The 16,616-nt window shown below is 62.7% G+C and carries 15 protein-coding genes and 1 pseudogene; 5 read left to right on the top strand and 11 right to left on the bottom strand.

The window, feature by feature from the left end; genetic code table 11:
• Nucleotides 1-124: 124 nt before the first annotated feature.
• The 4 genes and pseudogenes from GGD62_RS41195 to GGD62_RS36855 all read right to left on the bottom strand — a co-directional run bounded on the left by GGD62_RS41195 (nt 125) and on the right by GGD62_RS36855 (nt 4,225).
• Nucleotides 125-1,405: a TRAP transporter large permease gene (locus GGD62_RS41195; protein WP_244550726.1), complete on the bottom strand. Its 1,281-nt coding sequence runs from the start codon at nt 1,403-1,405 to the stop codon at nt 125-127.
• A 219-nt stretch (nt 1,406-1,624) separates the two neighbouring features.
• Nucleotides 1,625-2,101, bottom strand: a pseudogene (locus tag GGD62_RS41190) (TRAP transporter small permease); the annotation flags it as partial.
• A gap of 153 nt (nt 2,102-2,254) precedes the next feature.
• Entirely contained in the window at nt 2,255-3,256 is a 1,002-nt protein-coding gene (locus tag GGD62_RS36860; protein WP_183713399.1) for a DctP family TRAP transporter solute-binding subunit, read from the bottom strand.
• A gap of 198 nt (nt 3,257-3,454) precedes the next feature.
• A complete protein-coding gene (locus GGD62_RS36855) occupies nt 3,455-4,225 on the bottom strand; it encodes a methyltransferase domain-containing protein (protein WP_183713396.1) in 771 nt (256 codons plus the stop codon).
• A gap of 146 nt (nt 4,226-4,371) precedes the next feature.
• Here GGD62_RS36855 and GGD62_RS36850 point away from each other — a divergent pair, with 146 nt between their 5' ends.
• Complete coding sequence (locus GGD62_RS36850; protein ID WP_092259768.1) at nt 4,372-5,115, top strand: SDR family NAD(P)-dependent oxidoreductase; 744 nt, start codon at nt 4,372-4,374, stop codon at nt 5,113-5,115.
• Nucleotides 5,116-5,172: 57 nt separating this feature from the next.
• On the opposite strand, the gene GGD62_RS36845 is transcribed toward GGD62_RS36850, so the two are convergent.
• From GGD62_RS36845 to GGD62_RS36825, 5 genes are all read right to left on the bottom strand, one after another.
• A complete protein-coding gene (locus GGD62_RS36845) occupies nt 5,173-5,790 on the bottom strand; it encodes a hypothetical protein (protein ID WP_246783488.1) in 618 nt (205 codons plus the stop codon).
• A gap of 24 nt (nt 5,791-5,814) precedes the next feature.
• Nucleotides 5,815-6,444 (bottom strand): hypothetical protein, encoded by a 630-nt coding sequence (locus tag GGD62_RS36840; RefSeq protein ID WP_246783487.1) that lies wholly within the window; start codon nt 6,442-6,444, stop codon nt 5,815-5,817.
• The gene (locus GGD62_RS36835; protein ID WP_183713393.1) at nt 6,441-7,484 is read right to left on the bottom strand and encodes a TAXI family TRAP transporter solute-binding subunit; all 1,044 of its coding nucleotides are present in this window, start codon (nt 7,482-7,484) and stop codon (nt 6,441-6,443) included. Before GGD62_RS36835 ends, GGD62_RS36840 begins: the two co-directional genes overlap by 4 nt.
• 62 nt (nt 7,485-7,546) lie before the next feature.
• Nucleotides 7,547-9,181 (bottom strand): hypothetical protein, encoded by a 1,635-nt coding sequence (locus GGD62_RS36830; RefSeq protein WP_183713390.1) that lies wholly within the window; start codon nt 9,179-9,181, stop codon nt 7,547-7,549.
• Between the two features lie 699 nt (nt 9,182-9,880).
• Nucleotides 9,881-10,159, bottom strand: a complete 279-nt coding sequence (locus GGD62_RS36825; protein ID WP_183713387.1) for a hypothetical protein — start codon at nt 10,157-10,159, stop codon at nt 9,881-9,883.
• 131 nt (nt 10,160-10,290) lie between these two features.
• Between GGD62_RS36825 and GGD62_RS36820 the strand changes: the two genes are divergently transcribed.
• The 3 genes from GGD62_RS36820 to GGD62_RS41945 all read left to right on the top strand — a co-directional run bounded on the left by GGD62_RS36820 (nt 10,291) and on the right by GGD62_RS41945 (nt 11,307).
• Nucleotides 10,291-10,467, top strand: coding sequence for a hypothetical protein (locus tag GGD62_RS36820; RefSeq protein WP_018322718.1), 177 nt, complete (start codon nt 10,291-10,293; stop codon nt 10,465-10,467).
• A gap of 124 nt (nt 10,468-10,591) precedes the next feature.
• Nucleotides 10,592-11,023 (top strand): pyridoxamine 5'-phosphate oxidase family protein, encoded by a 432-nt coding sequence (locus GGD62_RS36815; protein ID WP_183713384.1) that lies wholly within the window; start codon nt 10,592-10,594, stop codon nt 11,021-11,023.
• On the top strand, nt 11,023-11,307 hold the full coding sequence (locus GGD62_RS41945) for a hypothetical protein (RefSeq protein WP_092259778.1): 285 nt from the start codon (nt 11,023-11,025) through the stop codon (nt 11,305-11,307). Before GGD62_RS36815 ends, GGD62_RS41945 begins: the two co-directional genes overlap by 1 nt.
• Before the next feature lie 363 nt (nt 11,308-11,670).
• Here the strand turns inward: GGD62_RS41945 and GGD62_RS36805 are convergent, their stop codons facing one another.
• Complete coding sequence (locus GGD62_RS36805; protein WP_183258600.1) at nt 11,671-12,732, bottom strand: isocitrate/isopropylmalate dehydrogenase family protein; 1,062 nt, start codon at nt 12,730-12,732, stop codon at nt 11,671-11,673.
• A gap of 173 nt (nt 12,733-12,905) precedes the next feature.
• On the opposite strand from GGD62_RS36805, the gene GGD62_RS36800 reads away from it, so the two are divergent.
• The gene (locus GGD62_RS36800) at nt 12,906-14,294 is read left to right on the top strand and encodes an MFS transporter (protein WP_183713381.1); all 1,389 of its coding nucleotides are present in this window, start codon (nt 12,906-12,908) and stop codon (nt 14,292-14,294) included.
• 38 nt (nt 14,295-14,332) lie between these two features.
• Here the strand turns inward: GGD62_RS36800 and GGD62_RS36795 are convergent, their stop codons facing one another.
• Nucleotides 14,333-16,528 carry a hypothetical protein gene (locus GGD62_RS36795; protein ID WP_183713377.1) on the bottom strand — a complete coding sequence of 732 codons (2,196 nt, stop codon included), beginning with the start codon at nt 16,526-16,528 and terminating at the stop codon, nt 14,333-14,335.
• Nucleotides 16,529-16,616: the final 88 nt, after the last annotated feature.

Below are 16,616 nucleotides of genomic sequence, written 5' to 3'. Positions count from 1 at the left end.
GGGCGCCAACTACAGATCTCGGCCTGACGATCGGCGTCAACACAGCCCTCTCTCCTTACGTCTCCTGCCTCAAAAGGCCGTAGCGCAACAGGCCCACAAGGGGAGAGGGATTCAGAACTCGTCACTACATCCCCAACAATCGCGGCAGCCACAACGACAGGCCCGGCCAGTACGTCACCACCACCAGGAATCCCAGCATCGTCAGCAGCCATGGCCACACCGCGACCGTGAGCTCTGTGATCCCCATCTTTGCGATGCCTGACGCCACGTAGAGATTGAGGCCGACAGGCGGATGGCAGAGGCCAACCTCCATGTTGACTGTCATCAGGATGCCGAAATGGATCGGGTCGATGCCGAGCTTGATCGCGACCGGGAACAGGATCGGAGCCATGATGAGGATGATCGAGGACGGCTCCATCACGTTGCCCGCCAGCAGCAGCAGCAGGTTGACGAGGAGCAGGAAGCCGATCCACCCCAGGCCCTGGTCGATCATCCATTGCGCCAGCGCTTGCGGCACATTCTCGTAGGTCATCAGGAACGAGAACAGGACGGCGTTGGTGATGATGTAGAGCAGCATCGCCGAAAGATTCGCCGACGACAGCAGCACCCGCGGCACGTCGCTCAGCTTCAGGTCTTTATAGATGAACACCGCGACGATGAAGGCGTAGACCGCACTGACGGCGGCAGCTTCGGTCGGCGTGAACAGGCCGCTGTAGATGCCGCCGATCACGATCACGATCAGCAGGATGCCCCAGATCGACTTGCGGAAGGCATCGAAGCGCTCGCGCAGCGTTGCCTTCGGCATCCGCGGATAGTCGTTGCGCCAGGCCCGGTAAAATGTGGTGGCGCCGAGCAGCGTGGCCAGGACCAATCCCGGCACGATGCCGGCGATGAAAAGTTTGCCGACCGAGCTGTTGGTGGAGACGGCGTAGAGAACCATCGGGATCGACGGCGGAATCAGAATTCCGAGCGAGCCCGACGTCGTGATCACGCCCGCGCCGAACCGCTTCGGGAAGCCTTGCGCGACCATCGCCGGCAGGATCACCGAGCCGATCGCCACCACGGTCGCCGGCGACGAGCCGGAAATCGCGGCAAACAGCGCGCAGGCGACCACCCCCGACAGCGCGAGACCGCCGTACCAATGGCCGACCAGCGAGGTCGCGAAGGTGATCATCCGCCGCGCCACCCCGCCATGGGTCAGGAAGTTGCCGGCGAGGATGAAGAACGGGATCGCCATGATCTCGAAATTCTCGATGCCGGTGAACAGCTTCAGCGCCACCGATTCCGTTCGCACGTCGGTCAGTGTGAACATGAAGCTGAGCACCGTGAGACCGAGCGCGATCGAGATCGGCATGCCCGTCAGCATCAAGGAGAGCAGAAGCGCGAACACGATGAGGACGCGCAAGCCCTGCGGCAGCGTGATGACGTGACCCGCATGCGCGAAGCACAGCGCGACGATCAAGACCGGCAGCAGCATCAGGATCCAGCCGAGCGGGCTGCGCTCGTCCCGGACGACCTGACTATGCGTGACCGGCGCCGGATGCACCGGATCCGCCTCGACGCCCTCGACGCCCGCCATGTCGTGATGCGGCAGCTCGCCGGTGCGGTGGAACGACCAGGCGACCTGCAGGAAGCGGAAGCACATCAGGCCGGAGCCGAGCGGGATGGTGAGATACACCATCCACATCGGTGCTTCCAGATCATTGGACTGCTGGCCGGTCTGCCACATCTGTCCCACGAACGCGGCGCCGAAATAGGCGACGATGGCGGTGAAGAGGGCGCCGCACAACAGACCGAAGGTGATGACGCGCCGGCGCGATCCGCCGGGCAGGATATTAACCAGCACGTCGACGCCGACATGGATGCCGGTCCGCACGCCGTAGGCGGCACCGAACTTCGCCATCCAGATGAACATGTAGATGCAGAGTTCCTGCGCCCAGGACAGATCGAGCGCGGCAAGCCAGACGAATGCCGCGCGCGCCGGGACGGCGAGGAAGGTCAGGTTGCGGGCTTCCGCCCATTTGGCGATATCGATCGACAGCCCGGCGCCGTAGCGGTGCAGCACGGCGACGAAGATGAGCGACGTCGCAGCCGCGATCATCGTCGCGATCAGCCACTCCTCGAGATGATCGAGAAAACGATTCAGCACACGCAACAACTTGGTCCCCCAGCATCAGGTCGTCATTCAAGAGCGAAACGGCCGGGAGTGCGATCACCCCCGACCGTTGGTGTTGTTCTTATTGGGCCGCAGCCGTCAGTTCATCTTGACGTCGAGTTCCTTGGCGATGAGATCGAGCACCTCCTGCCCGACCCGTCCCTTTGCCCATTTATAAGTCGGCTGCATCGCCTCCTGCCAGGCCTTGCGATCAGCATCGGTGAGGTAATGCAGATTGGTCTTACCTGTCTTCTTGATCTCGGCCAGCGCGTCCTCGTTCTCCTGGCGGGCGATCGAGTTGGTGTAGTCGGATGCCTCCGCCATCGCCTTGTCGAGCTGGGTGCGGATGTCGGGCGGCAGGCCCGACCAGAACTTCGAATTGACGATGACCGCATATTGCAGATGCGCGTGATAGGACACAGTGATGTCCTTCTGCACCTCGTAGAACTTCTGCGTCAAGTAATTGGACGCGGTGTTCTCGCAGCCGTCGACCACGCCGGTCTGCAAGGCCTGGTAGACCTCGGAGAACGCCATGATCTGAGGGATCGAGCCCATGATGCGCAGATATTGGTCGGCGACCTTCGATCCGGAGATGCGGAATTTAAGGCCCTGGAAATCGGTCGGCTTCAGCAAGGGGCGGTTGGCGGAGAGCATGTGAAAGCCATTGTCCCAATAGGCAAGCCCGGTGATGCCCTTGGTCTCGAGCTTCTGGAACAGCCACTTGCCGACCGTGCCCTTCATCGCGTTGGAATAGGTCTGGTCGTCCTTGAACAGCCAGGGCAGGTCGAGCGCCTCGAACTCCTTGATGCCGAGCGGCGCGAATTTCGCGGTCGAAGGGGCAAGCATGTGCACGGAGCCGAGCTGCAGCGCCTCGATCTCCTCCTTGTCCTTGTAAAGCGTGGAGTTCGGGTAGACTTCAACCTTGACCTTGCCGTCGGTGTATTTCTCGGCGAGCTCCTTGAACTTCAGTGCGCCCTTCCCCTTCGGGGTGTCGTTGGCGACGACGTGGCTGAACTTGATGACGATCGGAGTTTGGGCCTGCGCAGCGGCAGGGGCCAGAATCAGCGCGGCCGCCGCGACCGCAAGAAGCAGTTTGCGCATGAAGACCTCCCAACAACCTCGACAAACCGGGTGCTTTTTTGTTTTCCGGTTTGAGTAGTGGCAGCAATCCGCAGGCCGAACAACTAGACCTAAGCCCAATTTGCCGCAGCCAAGCTATCTTGACGAGCGCTGTCTACGCAACCCGGCACCTGCTTCTGTCCAGGGGAACGAGCGCTTATGTCGCATTGCGGCAGAGCATCAGCTCTTGCGCTGCGCAACCATGAAAAGGCGGCGGAACGGGAACAGGGTCTGCCCCGCCGCATTCTTCGGATAGGCCTTCGCAACCCGCATCCCATAGGCGGCTTCGAATGCGATCTTCTCCTCGCCGGCGAGCACGTCGAGATAGCGCGTCAGCCAGGTCCCCTTGGTCCATTCCTTGACGGGGTTCTCGCCTTCGAGCACCTGCAGATATTCAGTCTCCCAGATGTCGATGTCGGCCGACATCGGCGCAAGAAGATCGTGATAGAAGGCCGGCCCCTCGACCGGCGGCGGCGTCACGAGATGCTCGAGCTTGGATCGCCACGGACCATCGAGCGCGGTCTCGCCGATCAGCACATGCGACGGCGCCAGAAAGTTGCGCGGCATCTGCACCGCAAGCATGCCGCTAGGCTTCACCTTCTCCATGACCGATGGAAACAGCGCCGCATGATTGGGCAGCCAGTGCAGTGCGGCATTGGAATAGATCAAGTCGTATTGCCTGGCGGGGCGCCATTGGCCGAGGTCCTCGTGGGACCATTCGACATCGGGTGCAGCCTTGCGGCCGGCGGCAACCATCTCGGCGGAGCCCTCGACGCCGGTCACGCTCGCCTCCGGCCAGCGCTCCTTGATGAGTTTTGTCACGTTGCCGGCGCCGGCGCCGAGATCGGCAATCTCGCGCGGGCCAAAATCCGGAATCCGCATCAAGAGGTCAACGGCGGGCCGGAGCCGGTGGCCGGAGAATTTTAAGTATTGCTGCGGATCCCAGGCCATCGCTCAACGCCTTTTTCTTTTTCGTGTTTCCTTCAAGGTCGCTCTTGGTTACCACTGCTCGTCCCGCTCAGGCAATTCGCAAGGCGCGCGGGACGGGCAGGAAACGAACAGCAATAAGCAAGAACCAAACAAGAGAGCGTGTGACCATGGACCTCGGGCTCAAATCGAAAACCGCTGTTGTCACCGGCGCGAGCATCGGCATCGGTCGCGCCATCGCCAAGGGCCTCGCCGCCGAAGGCGTGCGTGTGGTCGGCGTGGCGCGGCGCACCGATCTGCTCGCCGAGCTGGTGAAGGAGGAAGGCTCCGGGCTGATCACGCCGCTCGAGCAGGACGTGATGGCGAAGGACGCGGCAGAGCGGATCGCGGCGTTCGCGGTGAAGGAGCTCGGCCATGTCGACATCCTCATCAACAATGCCGGCGGCAGCCGGCCACTGCCGGTCGATGCGCCCGACAGCAAATGGGACGAGGCGATCGCGCTGAACTTCACCAGCTACCGCCGCATCGCGCATGCATTGCTGCCGCAGATGATCGAGCGCAAATGGGGCCGCATCGTCAACATCACCGGCAAGTCCGAGCCCGAGGGGCTCAACGCGGCGTTCGCCGCCAAGGCCGCCGTGCACGCCTGGGCCAAGGGCCTGTCGCGCGAGATCGGCGAGCACGGCATCACCATCAACTGCATCCCTCCCGGCCGCATCATGAGCGAGCAGATCCGCCGCAACTATCCGCCGGATTATCGGGAGCGTTTTGCCGAGGAGGAAATCCCGGTCGGCTATTGGGGCGAGCCGGAAGATCTGGCCGCGCTGGCGGTGTTCCTGGCCTCGCCGGTGGCGCGGTACATCACCGGGACGGTGATCCCGGTGGACGGGGGGCTGCGGCGGTATCAGTTCTAGGGCTGGGCTCCTGTATCCACGACCCGCGAACGCTCGCCATGTCCGGTTTGCCAGACCTCACGGTTTGACGTAGCTCCAGCCCTGCTCCTGCAGCTCCATGACGCGGACAACGCCGGATTTCACGACCGTTGCCTGTGGGATCAGGTTGATGTCCTTGTTCTCTGCCTTGCGCATGTTTTCCTGCGTGTTGCCGCAAGCTTTAAAGGAGATCTCGGGATGGCTCATCGCGAGCACCTCGATGCGCGGCTTTACCGGCGAGGTGTCATCGCGCAGCATGTGAAGGCCGGGACCAAAGGTGACGACCTCGATCGACACTGGTTCACCGAGATCGCGATAATATTGCGCGACGTTGCTCGCATTGTTGAGCGTGAGGTTCATCATCGCAGGTTCGTTGGAATTGACCTGCAGCACCAGCCGGTGCGACTTTTTCGCGCTCTCGGTTTTTGTAGCCTGAGCCATCTTCGTGTTGTTGGGATGATCCTGCCTGATCGCGTGAATCTGCCGCGGCTTGCTCACCTGCTTCTGTCCACCCGGATGCTTCGCGTTGCTCGCTTGGCTCTTCTCGCGCGCCTGCGGGAACCACTGGTTGTCCTGCTGCGCCTGCGCGCCTGGTCCGACCAGAAGCCCTATCGTCAAGCCGCCGATGACTGCCAGCGCCAATTTTGGATTGATCATCTCGTGTCTCCCATATCCTGACCATCACCTACCCGGCCTGGTGACGACATGTGGCCATTTGCATGCAGCCGCCATTTTCTTGCGCACGTTTTCGAATCCGCTGAGCAGGAATTGTCCGTCTTGCGCCGGGCCAGTGCGGGTGAAAAGGCTCACGACGATGTGACCGTCGTCGGGTAGTGAGCTCAACAATTTTACGACGTCGCCCCCGAAAGCGACGCCGGAGCCGAATGACGGCGACGCTGCTGCGAGTTGCATTGGAGTATCCGCATTCAGCCGAAAGGAGATCACGTATTCGTTGGCGCTGCGTGACAGCGCCGGTCCGGCGACGATGACTTCCGTGCGGCCTCTGCGGCAGTGGATTGCGAGCTGCATCGCGGCACCGTCCGAGCGGCCGACAGAAGTGGCCGTGGCAGTGACGACCGGCAGATAATCGACTGGCGAAGTCGTCTCGCTGACGATCCAGCCGGCATCCCGGCTACTCCGGCTGGACGGGGGAATCTTGCGCGATAGGCCTTGCAGACATTCCAGCCGGGCTTGTCCCTCCATCGCCGAACAAGCCCTAAGTGTTTCCATGGGATCGCTCGTACTTTGCGCGTAGGCGATACCGCAGGCGACGTTGAAGGCGACAGCGAGCGGCGGAGCGGCAGTCTTCATGGCCTCGCCTGTACGCTGCGCGCTTTGCGATCCAGCCATTCCTGCGCGGCCTGGAAGCGGGTGAGACCCGGGACGGATGCCGCAAGATTGATCGACTGCCATTTCGGATCGAAGCCTGGTGCCTGCAGCCGGTCGATCCGCGAGAACAGGTACTCGACAAGGCGAGCCACGCGTTGGTAGCGATTGGAGCCTGGCGGCCAGTTGAAAGCGACCAGCGCTGTCGGGACCGCGATGGTCGAGACCCGCTCACCCTGCTTGATCAGATTAGGATACTCATTGGCGTCCAAGGTCGCGGGCAGATAATAGTCCTCGAATTTCTTGTCGTAACGGATCGGGAGGAACTTGAATCCAGCCTCCCAGCGGCCCTTTACGAAGGCATCAACGGGTTTCGACGTGATGAACACAACGGCCGACATTTCGCCTTTACGCATCTGCTCCAGGGCAACCTGATGCGGGATGAATGTCTTTTCGACATCGATCCCGAGGCGGCTGAAGATCAGTGGCCCTGAATAGGCGGCCGCGGTGCCCAGGGTGTTGAAGTTCACCCTCTTGCCAACAAGATCCTGCAGGCTTGTGATCTCAGGCCGCGCAAAGATGTGCAGCTCGGATGGGAAGAGATTGAGCAGATAGGTGATGCGGCTCCGGATCTGCGGTACCTGAATCTTATACTCCTCGAGCGCGTCGGAATTGATGATGGCAGTATCGACGCCGCGCAAATAGAGCAGCGCGTTCAGATTGTCGGTGGCCCCCCGGGTGACGATCGGCAGAAGATGCAGGTCTGCTCCGTCGTCGACGACGCGAGCCATTTCTGCGGCGAGGCGGATCGGCGCGCCCTCGAGCAGGCCCCCGGCGAGCCCGACCGTCCAGGCGTTCATCCGGTTCTTTTCGTTCTCTTTCGGAAGCGGCCGTCGGTCGAGCTGTGCATCGGCCTTGGCATTTCTCGCCGTTTGCGCTTCCAGGCAGGCCGTTTGAAGCATCATAGCGACCGGCACCAACCAAGCCAGCAGGAGCAACGAGCGTAACTTTGGCGCATTGTTCATGTCGTTCCCTTCCGGCTCAGCCGCCGCAAGCTTTCGTCTCTCGGACTGCAAGAATCCCATTCTCAGGGTCGGAGCGCATCCAGCCGTTCCTTCGCTTCGCGAATACCACCCCTGTGTGCCTTCGCGTAGAATTCGCGCGCCTTGGCCGCTTCGCCGCGAGTCCCATAAGTACCCCAGGCGGAAAGAACCGCCGGATCATAGGTCTCGGCGAGCATGAAACTTGCCTGCGCAATGTCTTTCTCTGCTGCGAGCTCGAGGACAATGCGTGCTGCACCAATATTTCCCTGATCGAGCAGCGCCCTGGCACGCGGGAGCAAACGGGCCTCCGCCTCGTTCTGGACTGCGGCGGTCGGTGGCTCCGCCACTTCCACGCTCCGCGTCGCCGGCAGGACCGGCGCGTCATTTGCTTGCTCGGCCAGAGCGCGCTCACGGGTGGAGCGCCACCCCGATGCAAGATCTCTCTCCCTGGCCTCGGTTTTGCTCAGTTCCTGTTTCAGCGACTGTCGCAGCTCACTGATCTCTCGTTTCGCTGCCTGTCTCTGCTGCAAGACCGCATTTTCGGCATCGCGCAATTGCGCGTTGCGGGTTTCGATCTCCCGGCGCACTTCGGCAAGTTCGCTCTCCAGCGCAGCGGCGTGCGCCTGAGCCGCTTCGAGAGCGCGGCGTTGTTGATCGGCATCGGCAGCTGCTGCCTGCGCTGCTTTGGCTTCCGTGACCAGAATGGCGTTCTTTTCCTGCTCTTGCTGCAGGGACTGCCGCAGTTCCGCAATCTCCAGCCCCTCCGCCGGGCTTTCCTCCGCAGTCGCAGCTTCCGTCACAGGCAAGCGGCGAGGCATTCCGGCGAGTTCGCTCGCGAGCGCGGCGGCGCGCGACTGCGCCTCGTGGCGTTCCTGCTCAGCGCTCGCCGCCGCTGCCTGTGCGGCGTTCACCTGCCTTGCGCGGGCGGTGCTAGTTTCCCGCTCGCGCTGCAGAGACTGCTCTAGTTCTGCGATCTGCCGTTGCGCCGCTTCTCTCTGTTGCGCGGCCACATCCTCCGCCATCCGCGATTCTGCGTCGCGGGCATCGACCTGCCGGCGGAATTCGGCAACTTCGTTCGCAAGCGCAGCGTTGCGCGCTTGCTCCTGTTGCAGCGACTGCCGCAACTCGTCCGCCGCAATTTTTGCCGCGTGCGCCTGCTGGACCGCCTCCTCAAGTTCCCTGCGCGCCCCGTCCGGTTCACTGGCGCGCGCATGACTGTGCAAAGCATCTCGATCGGGCCATGGCTCAGGCTGCACCATGCCCGCCGGCACCGTGTACGTTAGGTCTCCGTTCGCTTCGCGCTGAAGGAGCGCTTGCGACCTCGCCCCTATTTCCGGCCGTCGGTCGAAGCGGAGGGCATTCTCGCCGCCGATTTGCGCCATTTCCGGCATCGTTCGTGCGCTGAAAGTATCGAACACACCCAGTAAGGCCGCTCCAACCAGGATCGCGGGAAGCAAAATGACAGCCGCCGCGAGCGGATTGCCCGATGGTTCGCCCTCTGGGTCAATGTCCTCAGCTTCGGGATACCAATGGGTCGGCTCGGCGTTGATTGGAGCACCGTCTTTGGAGACCCATTTGCCTGCTTGAGGCGACCAGCGAGCGACGTCAACGACCCCGGTCGCATCTTCCACCCAGATGTCTTCTCCGTCCCTGGGTGCAGTATCAATCGGTCGGCGCATCGATCACGCCTCTTTAGATAAAGGCTAGAGCGGCGCGATTGCTCCGCCTGTTTCGCGGTTCGGCATGGAAGAAAATCCCAAGATCGAAAGGACTTGGCAGGCATCAGCCCCACAATTAAATAATTAAATAAATTATATATTTTGAACCAAATGCGGAGTCAAATTAAATCAGCCGGGTCCGACCTGAAAGGGGCGCCAAATCAGGCACGTCTGCTTCCTGTTGGCATTGCGCGGTCGGGTACGTTGTCGTCCACGGCAAACCAACCCTCGTACATCGTTTGGAATATGGGCAGTGCACGGCGAACATGCGAAGTTAAGGCGTTTTCGCGTCTCGGAGCTGAGGAGTGACCGATGCGCCTTGCATTGCCCTATTTGGGAATTGGCGTCTGTTTGTCTCTTGCGACCTGGTTGGCGTTGGGGCTTGCGTTCGAGTGACGGTTTTCCACCCCGAGCGTTGACCTCCACATCGCTTATTCCGCCGATTTCTTACCAGCCGTCTTGTCGCGACCTCGCGCAATTCATCATTCGGAACTACCCGATCTCCCGGCCCCCTAGTCGTCAGCCTGGGCGAGCCTGCTAAGGCAATACAGTGCGGGAGTGCGTGCAGGAGGCACCGACAACAATGTCGGCGACAGCGCGCCGAGCATCTTCCTTGCCTTCAAAAGCGGCCGATGATGCTCGTAAGAGGCGCGCGCACGATCACTGATCCGCCGCCGGCTTCTTCAACCACCACCTGCGGATCAGCAGCCACTGCATGGCGCAAATCGTCACTCCCATGGCAGCAACCACTCCGTGGACGATGAAGAGCGAAACGAAATTGAACGGATGGCTCTCATGAGCTGCCATCTGCTGACGTGATCCATGCAGCGGAAATAAGTGAGCAGTGCGCCTGTCGTGCACCAGCGCCACAGCTCGGAAAGTCCGAGCCACGCCATCAATGCGCAGCGACACCGTCGACGAACGTTCAGCACTCAGCACGATGAGTTTCGCAAGCGCTCTACCATTCTGCGCGTTCGAAGGCACAACTCGGTTCCCCGCAATCTGCGCCGTTATGATACCGGAACGCCAAGTCCGCCAACGCGTTATCGCCTGTATGGAGGGAGAAGATCATGAGCGTTGAAGGCAAGATCAAGGAAGGCGCCGGTTACATCAAGGAAGAGATGAACGAGCACGGCAAGGATCCCGAGAGCCAGCGCAAGGCTCAAGAGGGGCGCGATCTTCGCAATGAGGGCCGCATGGAAGACGGCAAGCCCCCGAAGACCACCAAGCCCGGCACGGGCCACTGATCCGATTCAATTCGAAACCGCCTCCGACTGATGTCGGGGGCGGTTTTGCGTTTCCAACGAGTAGAACGCGAGGAACGCGTAGCCTCATCCCGCCGTTGCTCCAGCCCCACTGGAGGAAAAATTCATGTCCAAGACATCGCTCGCCGAGATCGCGAAGGAAATGGCCGACATCGACATCGCCATTCTTTCGACCCACACCGAGAACGGCGAAATCGCCAACCGCCCCATGAGCAACAACGGCGATGTCGCCTACGACGGCACGTCTTACTACTTTGCCCATGACCGGACCCGCACCGTCTCGGACATCAGGCGAAATCCGAAAGTCGCGCTCGGCTTTTCGTCGGAAGCGGGCCTGTTCTCGAAGGGGATCTATGTCGCCGTCGAGGGGACGGCCGAACTGATCCGGGACAAGGCGGCATTCCAACAGCATTGGACGAGCGATCTCGACAAATGGTTCGACCACGGCATCGATACGCCGGGCATCGTGCTGATCAAGGTCAAAGCCAACCGCATCACTTATTGGAAGGGCCGTGAAGAGGGTGAGGTTGCACTCTGATTGGCTCGGTACGGCGATTCGCTGATTGGTTCTTCCGGAGCCGCGAAACAGGTGCCATCACCATCGCGCAGTGGCCGAATCTTCTTCTTTGGATCGTCCTCGTTGCCGGCGTTCTGCTCTGGATCTGGCCTGCCGCAGGCAAGGTCAGCGTCGGCTTGACGATCGTCATGAAGGGCGGACTCGTCGTCTGGGGCGCCGACGAGGTCTTCCGCGGCGTGAATCCCTGGCGGCGCTGTCTCGGCGCTGCCGTCGTCGTCTACGAGTTCATGACGCTTCTGCCGTGAACCCAACTACTTCAGTCCATCACCTGATCGGCACCGGTCAGAAAACTTTCGGAGATCACGAGGTCAAGAGCCTTGGCGGGCCGGCCCGGGCAGCGGCACCGCGATCGGCGCGCGATATCGTAGGTCAGCGCTTGCCAAGCCGATACGTGGCCCGCCTTGATAGGCGGCGTCGCACGTTCACCGGCGTCGCTGGCACGTTAGCATCCTGGCAATGTTTTGCCCGACGGGTCAACTTGATCGCAGCCGCGATTACCGTCGCAAGGCGGTTCGAAAATCCCTTATCAATCAAGGCGACTTCTACTGTGCATGGGGTTGTTTTTCGACTTTTTGTCTTGGGCCCCGAGGAAAGTGTGCAAGCACCGCTCACTCCGCCTGCAGAATCTCCGCAATCGCCGCCCCTGCCGCGATCGTGCCGAGCTTGCCGCCGATGTCCCGCGTCGCCCTGCCCTCGCCAATCGCCTTCGCCACCGCCGCCTCGATCGCGTGCCCGGCCTCTTCATAGCGGACCGCACCAGTCTTCTCGCCGTGCCAGGCCAGCAGCAGCGCGGTCGACAGGATCAACGAGACGGGATTGGCGACGTCCTGTCCGGCAATGTCGGGCGCCGAGCCGTGCGCGGCCTGCGCCATCGCGTAGCGCTCGCCGACATTCAGCGAGCCGCCGAGGCCGAGGCTTCCCGAAAGTTCGGCGGTAAGATCGGACAGAATGTCGCCGAACATGTTGGTGGACACGATGACGTCGAAACGATCAGGACTGCGCACCACATGCGCCATCATGGCATCGACCAGAATGTCGTCGACGCTCAGTCCTGGATAGGCCTTCGCCGCCGCGCGGCAGATCTCGAGAAACATGCCGTCACCGATCTTGAGCACATTGGCCTTGTGCACGATGGTGAGGTGCCTGCGCCGCTTGATCGCGAGGCGGCATGCGGCATGCGCGATGCGCTCACAGCAGAGGCGTGTGATCCTTCGCAGCGAGATCACCACGTCGGGCGTGACCAGCATCTCGCCGCTGCCCTGCTCCAGGTTGCGGTCGGCGTAGAACCCCTCGGTGTTCTCGCGGACCACGACGAGGTCGAAATCACCGAGGCGGCCGGGCCGCCCCGCATAGGTGCGCGCGGGCCTGATATTGGCGTAGAGGTCGAGGTTCTTGCGGAAGTACCTCGACGGATTGATCTCGCCATGCGCCTCGTCCTTGAAGTCGAAGGTCGCGGTCGGACCCAGGATCAGGCCGTCGGCGGCGCGGACGATGTCGAGCAGCTCGGGGCGCACGGTCGTGCCTGATAGCTTCAGGCTCGCATGCCCGACCGCGTGCTCCTCCAGACGCAAATTGAGCTGAAAGCGCTCCGAGGCCGCGCGCAGCACGCCCGATGTCGCGGTCGTGATCTCGGGTCCGATGCCGTCACCGGGCAGAACGACGATTTGCATGGCGATCCCCTGACTTTTGCAGCCGCGGCGCGATCATACGCCAGCGCGAGCCGTCATCGCCTCACCTTCGCGCATACACAGCATGCAAGCATATGCCTGTGGAAGGCGGCCCCGCCGTAGTACATGCGAAATGACCGATTTGAGCCGCGCCGCCGGAGCCACGCGCCAACGCAATGACGATCACGTTACCTGCCGCCGCGCGCGAGCCCGACCACACCACCTCTGATGGCCTCCCCGCCGCGCAGCGGCGCTGGGCGATCGCCGCGATCTTCACCGCGCTGGCGATGGCCTCGCTCGACACCGCGATCGCCAACATCGCCTTGCCCGCCATTGCTGCCGATCTGCATGTCTCGCCGGAGCAGTCGGTGTGGGTGGTCAACGTCTACCAGATCGCGCTGGTGGCAACGCTCTTGCCGCTGGGTGCGCTCGGCGAGATCGTCGGACACCAGCGCATCTATCTCGGCGGCCTCATCCTGTTCACCATCGCCTCGCTGCTCTGCGCGGTGGCGTGGTCGCTGGACAGCCTGCTGGTCGCGCGCATGCTGCAGGGGCTGGGTGCCAGCGGCATCATGAGCGTCAACACCGCGCTGGTGCGCTTCGTCTATCCCGGCCGGATGCTGGGCCGCGGTTTTGGCCACAACGCGCTTGTGGTCGCGACCGCCTTCACCTTCGGGCCAACGATCGCCTCCGCCATCCTGGCCCTCGGCCCGTGGCCGTGGCTGTTCGCCGTCAACATCCCGTTCGGCCTCGTCGCGATCGGCATCGGCGTTGCGATGCTGCCGAAGACGCCGCGCGCCGATCACGGGTTCGACTTTCTCGGCGCAATCCTGGCGTCGGCCTGCCTCGGCCTGTTCATCACCGGCATCGGCAGTGCCGCGCATAATCTGTCGCCGGTGGTCGTGATCATCGAGCTGGTCACGGCCCTCGCGCTCGGCTTTATCCTGACGCGCCGGCACGCCGACCATCCGGCGCCGATGCTGCCGATCGACCTGTTCAGCCGGCCGATGTTCGCGTTGTCGGCCGCGACTGCGGTGTGCTCCTTCGCCGTGCAGGGCCTCGCCTTCGTCTCGCTACCGTTCTATTTCGAGGACGTGCTCGGCCGCTCGCAGGTCGAGACCGGCTTCTTCATGACGCCGTGGCCGCTGGTGGTCGGCATCATGGCGCCGATCGCGGGACGCCTGTCCGACCGCCACGCGGTCGGCCTGCTCGGCGGCATCGGCCTGGTGCTGCTCGGCCTCGGCATGGCGCTGCTTGCGACGCTTCCGGCCAACCCCGCCATTGCCGACATCATCTGGCGGATGGTGATCTGCGGCATGGGCTTCGGCTTCTTCCAGGCGCCGAACATGAAGGCGGTGATGTCGAGCGCGCCGCCGCACCGCAGCGGCAGCGCCTCGGGCATCGTCGCGACCGCGCGCCTGACGGGACAGACGACGGGGGCGGCCCTCGCGGCGCTCTGCTTCGCGCTGGCCGGTCACGACGGCGCAACCGTCGCGCTGGCGCTCGGCGCCGGCTTTGCCGCACTCGGCAGCGTGATGAGCTTCCTACGGCTGGCGGTGAAGTAGACCGAACGCGTTGGCGCGCCTCATTGGCCGGCCCGCCTTCACGGAGCCTTCTGCGCGATGGGACGGCTCACGATTGCCGCGGCATCGAGCGGCTCGCATTTGATCGTCCGTGTCAGCTTTGGCGGGCCTTTCCAGCCCGCGGTCTCGCTCAGGGGCGCAAACGTGCCTCCTTGCGGCGTCAGGATGATCGGCTCCGACTTCAGGCAGAGATCGGGAAATGCGAGGCCATGGCCGCCGCCTTGGCTGAACCGCCCAACCAGCGTCTGGGAGGCCTGCATCCGCGTCGCTGGCGAGGCTCGCATCGCGCGGTCGGGGTCGAAGGCGCGATAGCACGCCCAATCGGTGTGGTTCGCTTCGAACTCATAGACGACCCGGCAAGCAGCTCCGGCCGATTTCACGAACGGCGCATCCGACGGCGCGGCGGCATCGCGTTCGAAAACCAGGGTCTGCAGCGTCAACACTTCGGTCGTCGCGCGGGACACGTCGGGCTTGCCCGGTTCGATCGCTATTTCCCCACGGGAGAACACCAGCTTGGTCCTCGGTCGCGCCTCCCTGGTCTCCAGCACCAGCATGGGTCTCTCCGCCCACGAGCGATCCAGGTCCACGTCCCCGTCGCCCATCGTCAGCCGCCCATTGCCAACGGAAGGGTCGTCCTTGGCGAAATCGATCGTGCGAAGGTGCACACTCGACTTCGACGCCTCGAGGCTCAGGAATCGCAAATCATCCGCCTTGCGCGTGATCGGCATCATCGGATCGAAGCGATCGTCGATGTTGAACCGGACGATCTTCTTCAGCTTGGCCGAGAGAGGCCCTTTGGCGGCGAGCGGCGGCGCAACGTCAATCACAAGCAAGGCACCGTCGGGCGAGAAGCTGTTGCCGAAGGCGCGCTGCCAGGCGGCGGTCAACAGCGAATCCGTCCGCTGATCGATGTCCCGCGCGAAATAGATCTGCTGTCCGGCGCGAACCAGCGGAAAGTTCTGGAATGCACCGAGCGCCGCGCCCTTGCGAACCTCCGTTTCGGGGAAGGTGACGCATTTGGACCGGTCGTCGCCTCCGGACTCCTCGACCTTCCTGGATGCAGAGCGGGAGCAGAAGCTCAGATGCTGCTCCTTTGTCTTCTGTGTGCTGATCGACGTCGCGTAGACGAGATCCGGACTTCCGGGCACTTCCATCGGAAGCGGAGAGGTCGCGAACATGTCGACCTCAACCCTGCTGAGCGACGGGCCCGCATCGACGGAGCAGAGATCCCGGGCCGGCAGGGTATTGGTGAGGAGGCGCGCCGGATCGGCGCCGACGATACAGGACATGCTGTCCTGCGGGTTGTTCCGGCTCATCCAGATCAGATGGTCCTTGCCCGCTCCGTCGACCAGAAGATGCGGCGCCGCGTGTCGACGGCGCGGCGGCAACCAGACCGGCATGGTTTCGGACAGCATGGGCTCGCGCTTGAGCAGCGCTTCCGGCAACCGCGTCACGCCGACCGAGCGCAACTCGGCGCTGACGGCGTTGGGATCGGTCGTCCACTCGAGAACGGGAACACTCGCGCAGGTGATGCAGGTCACCGCAAGATTGGAGCGGACGTTCTCGAACATGAGAATGACCTGATCGGGGTCGCTGCCGTATTTGGCCGGCGCGGCCGCCTTGAACGGATGATCCACCACACGGCTGACCAGAAATCCGTTCGACCGCGACGGGTCCGAATCGAACTCGAAATAGGTCGATCGGTCCCAGCCGCGATAGGCGTCGTATCCGCCGATGCTCACGCCGGCCAGAACCATCTTGGAGTCGGTCTGACAGCGCGCCGCGCTGCTCTCCTGGCTGCCGTTTCGTATGTAGAGACACAGTCGAAAAGCCGCGTTCTGCAGAATGCGGTCGCAATCGTTCTGGTTATAGCCATAGGTCGCCAGGCCATGGCGATAGCACAGGTCGTGAAAGACGCAGGCCTGCCTGAAGCGCTGCAGGACGAGATGGCGCTTCTGGTTGGAATCCCTGCCGCCGTCGAAAAATATGTTGGCCCAGGGCGGCAGGCTGCAGTTCAGGCCCTCGCCGCTTCCACCGATGGTACTGACGACGTCCGGCCCCGATTGAAAGGCCGTGACGGTGGCGGGCATCTCGCCATCGGTGATGTCGTCGACGTTCTTGTAGATGGAATCGGCGATGAAGGAAGGCAGATATGCGAAGACCAGCACCGCCACGACAATCAGCGCAACCGACCAGCGGATCACCTTCCTGAACATGGCCCAACCCCGCTAGAGCTTTTCCGGCAATGACGTCGGTCGCAATGGCAGACGAGCACTGAGCCTCGCGGGCCAACTCAAAATGCCC

This window comes from Bradyrhizobium sp. ERR14 (assembly GCF_014198235.1).
Lineage (GTDB): Bacteria > Pseudomonadota > Alphaproteobacteria > Rhizobiales > Xanthobacteraceae > Bradyrhizobium.
This window is presented reverse-complemented; position numbering and strand designations above follow the sequence as displayed.

Bases quoted from the DNA above. Each gene is read 5' to 3' on its own strand.
- GGD62_RS36845 (WP_246783488.1), bottom strand. From the start codon at position 5,790: ATGATCAATCCAAAATTGGCGCTGGCAGTCATCGGCGGCTTGACGATA.
- GGD62_RS36805 (WP_183258600.1), bottom strand. From the start codon at position 12,732: ATGCAAATCGTCGTTCTGCCCGGTGACGGCATCGGACCCGAGATCACG.
- GGD62_RS36800 (WP_183713381.1), top strand. From the start codon at position 12,906: ATGACGATCACGTTACCTGCCGCCGCGCGCGAGCCCGACCACACCACC.
- GGD62_RS36830 (WP_183713390.1), bottom strand. From the start codon at position 9,181: ATGCGCCGACCGATTGATACTGCACCCAGGGACGGAGAAGACATCTGG.
- GGD62_RS36855 (WP_183713396.1), bottom strand. From the start codon at position 4,225: ATGGCCTGGGATCCGCAGCAATACTTAAAATTCTCCGGCCACCGGCTC.
- GGD62_RS36795 (WP_183713377.1), bottom strand. From the start codon at position 16,528: ATGTTCAGGAAGGTGATCCGCTGGTCGGTTGCGCTGATTGTCGTGGCG.
- GGD62_RS36835 (WP_183713393.1), bottom strand. From the start codon at position 7,484: ATGAACAATGCGCCAAAGTTACGCTCGTTGCTCCTGCTGGCTTGGTTG.
- GGD62_RS36860 (WP_183713399.1), bottom strand. From the start codon at position 3,256: ATGCGCAAACTGCTTCTTGCGGTCGCGGCGGCCGCGCTGATTCTGGCC.
- GGD62_RS36820 (WP_018322718.1), top strand. From the start codon at position 10,291: ATGAGCGTTGAAGGCAAGATCAAGGAAGGCGCCGGTTACATCAAGGAA.
- GGD62_RS36850 (WP_092259768.1), top strand. From the start codon at position 4,372: ATGGACCTCGGGCTCAAATCGAAAACCGCTGTTGTCACCGGCGCGAGC.
- GGD62_RS36840 (WP_246783487.1), bottom strand. From the start codon at position 6,444: ATGAAGACTGCCGCTCCGCCGCTCGCTGTCGCCTTCAACGTCGCCTGC.
- GGD62_RS36815 (WP_183713384.1), top strand. From the start codon at position 10,592: ATGTCCAAGACATCGCTCGCCGAGATCGCGAAGGAAATGGCCGACATC.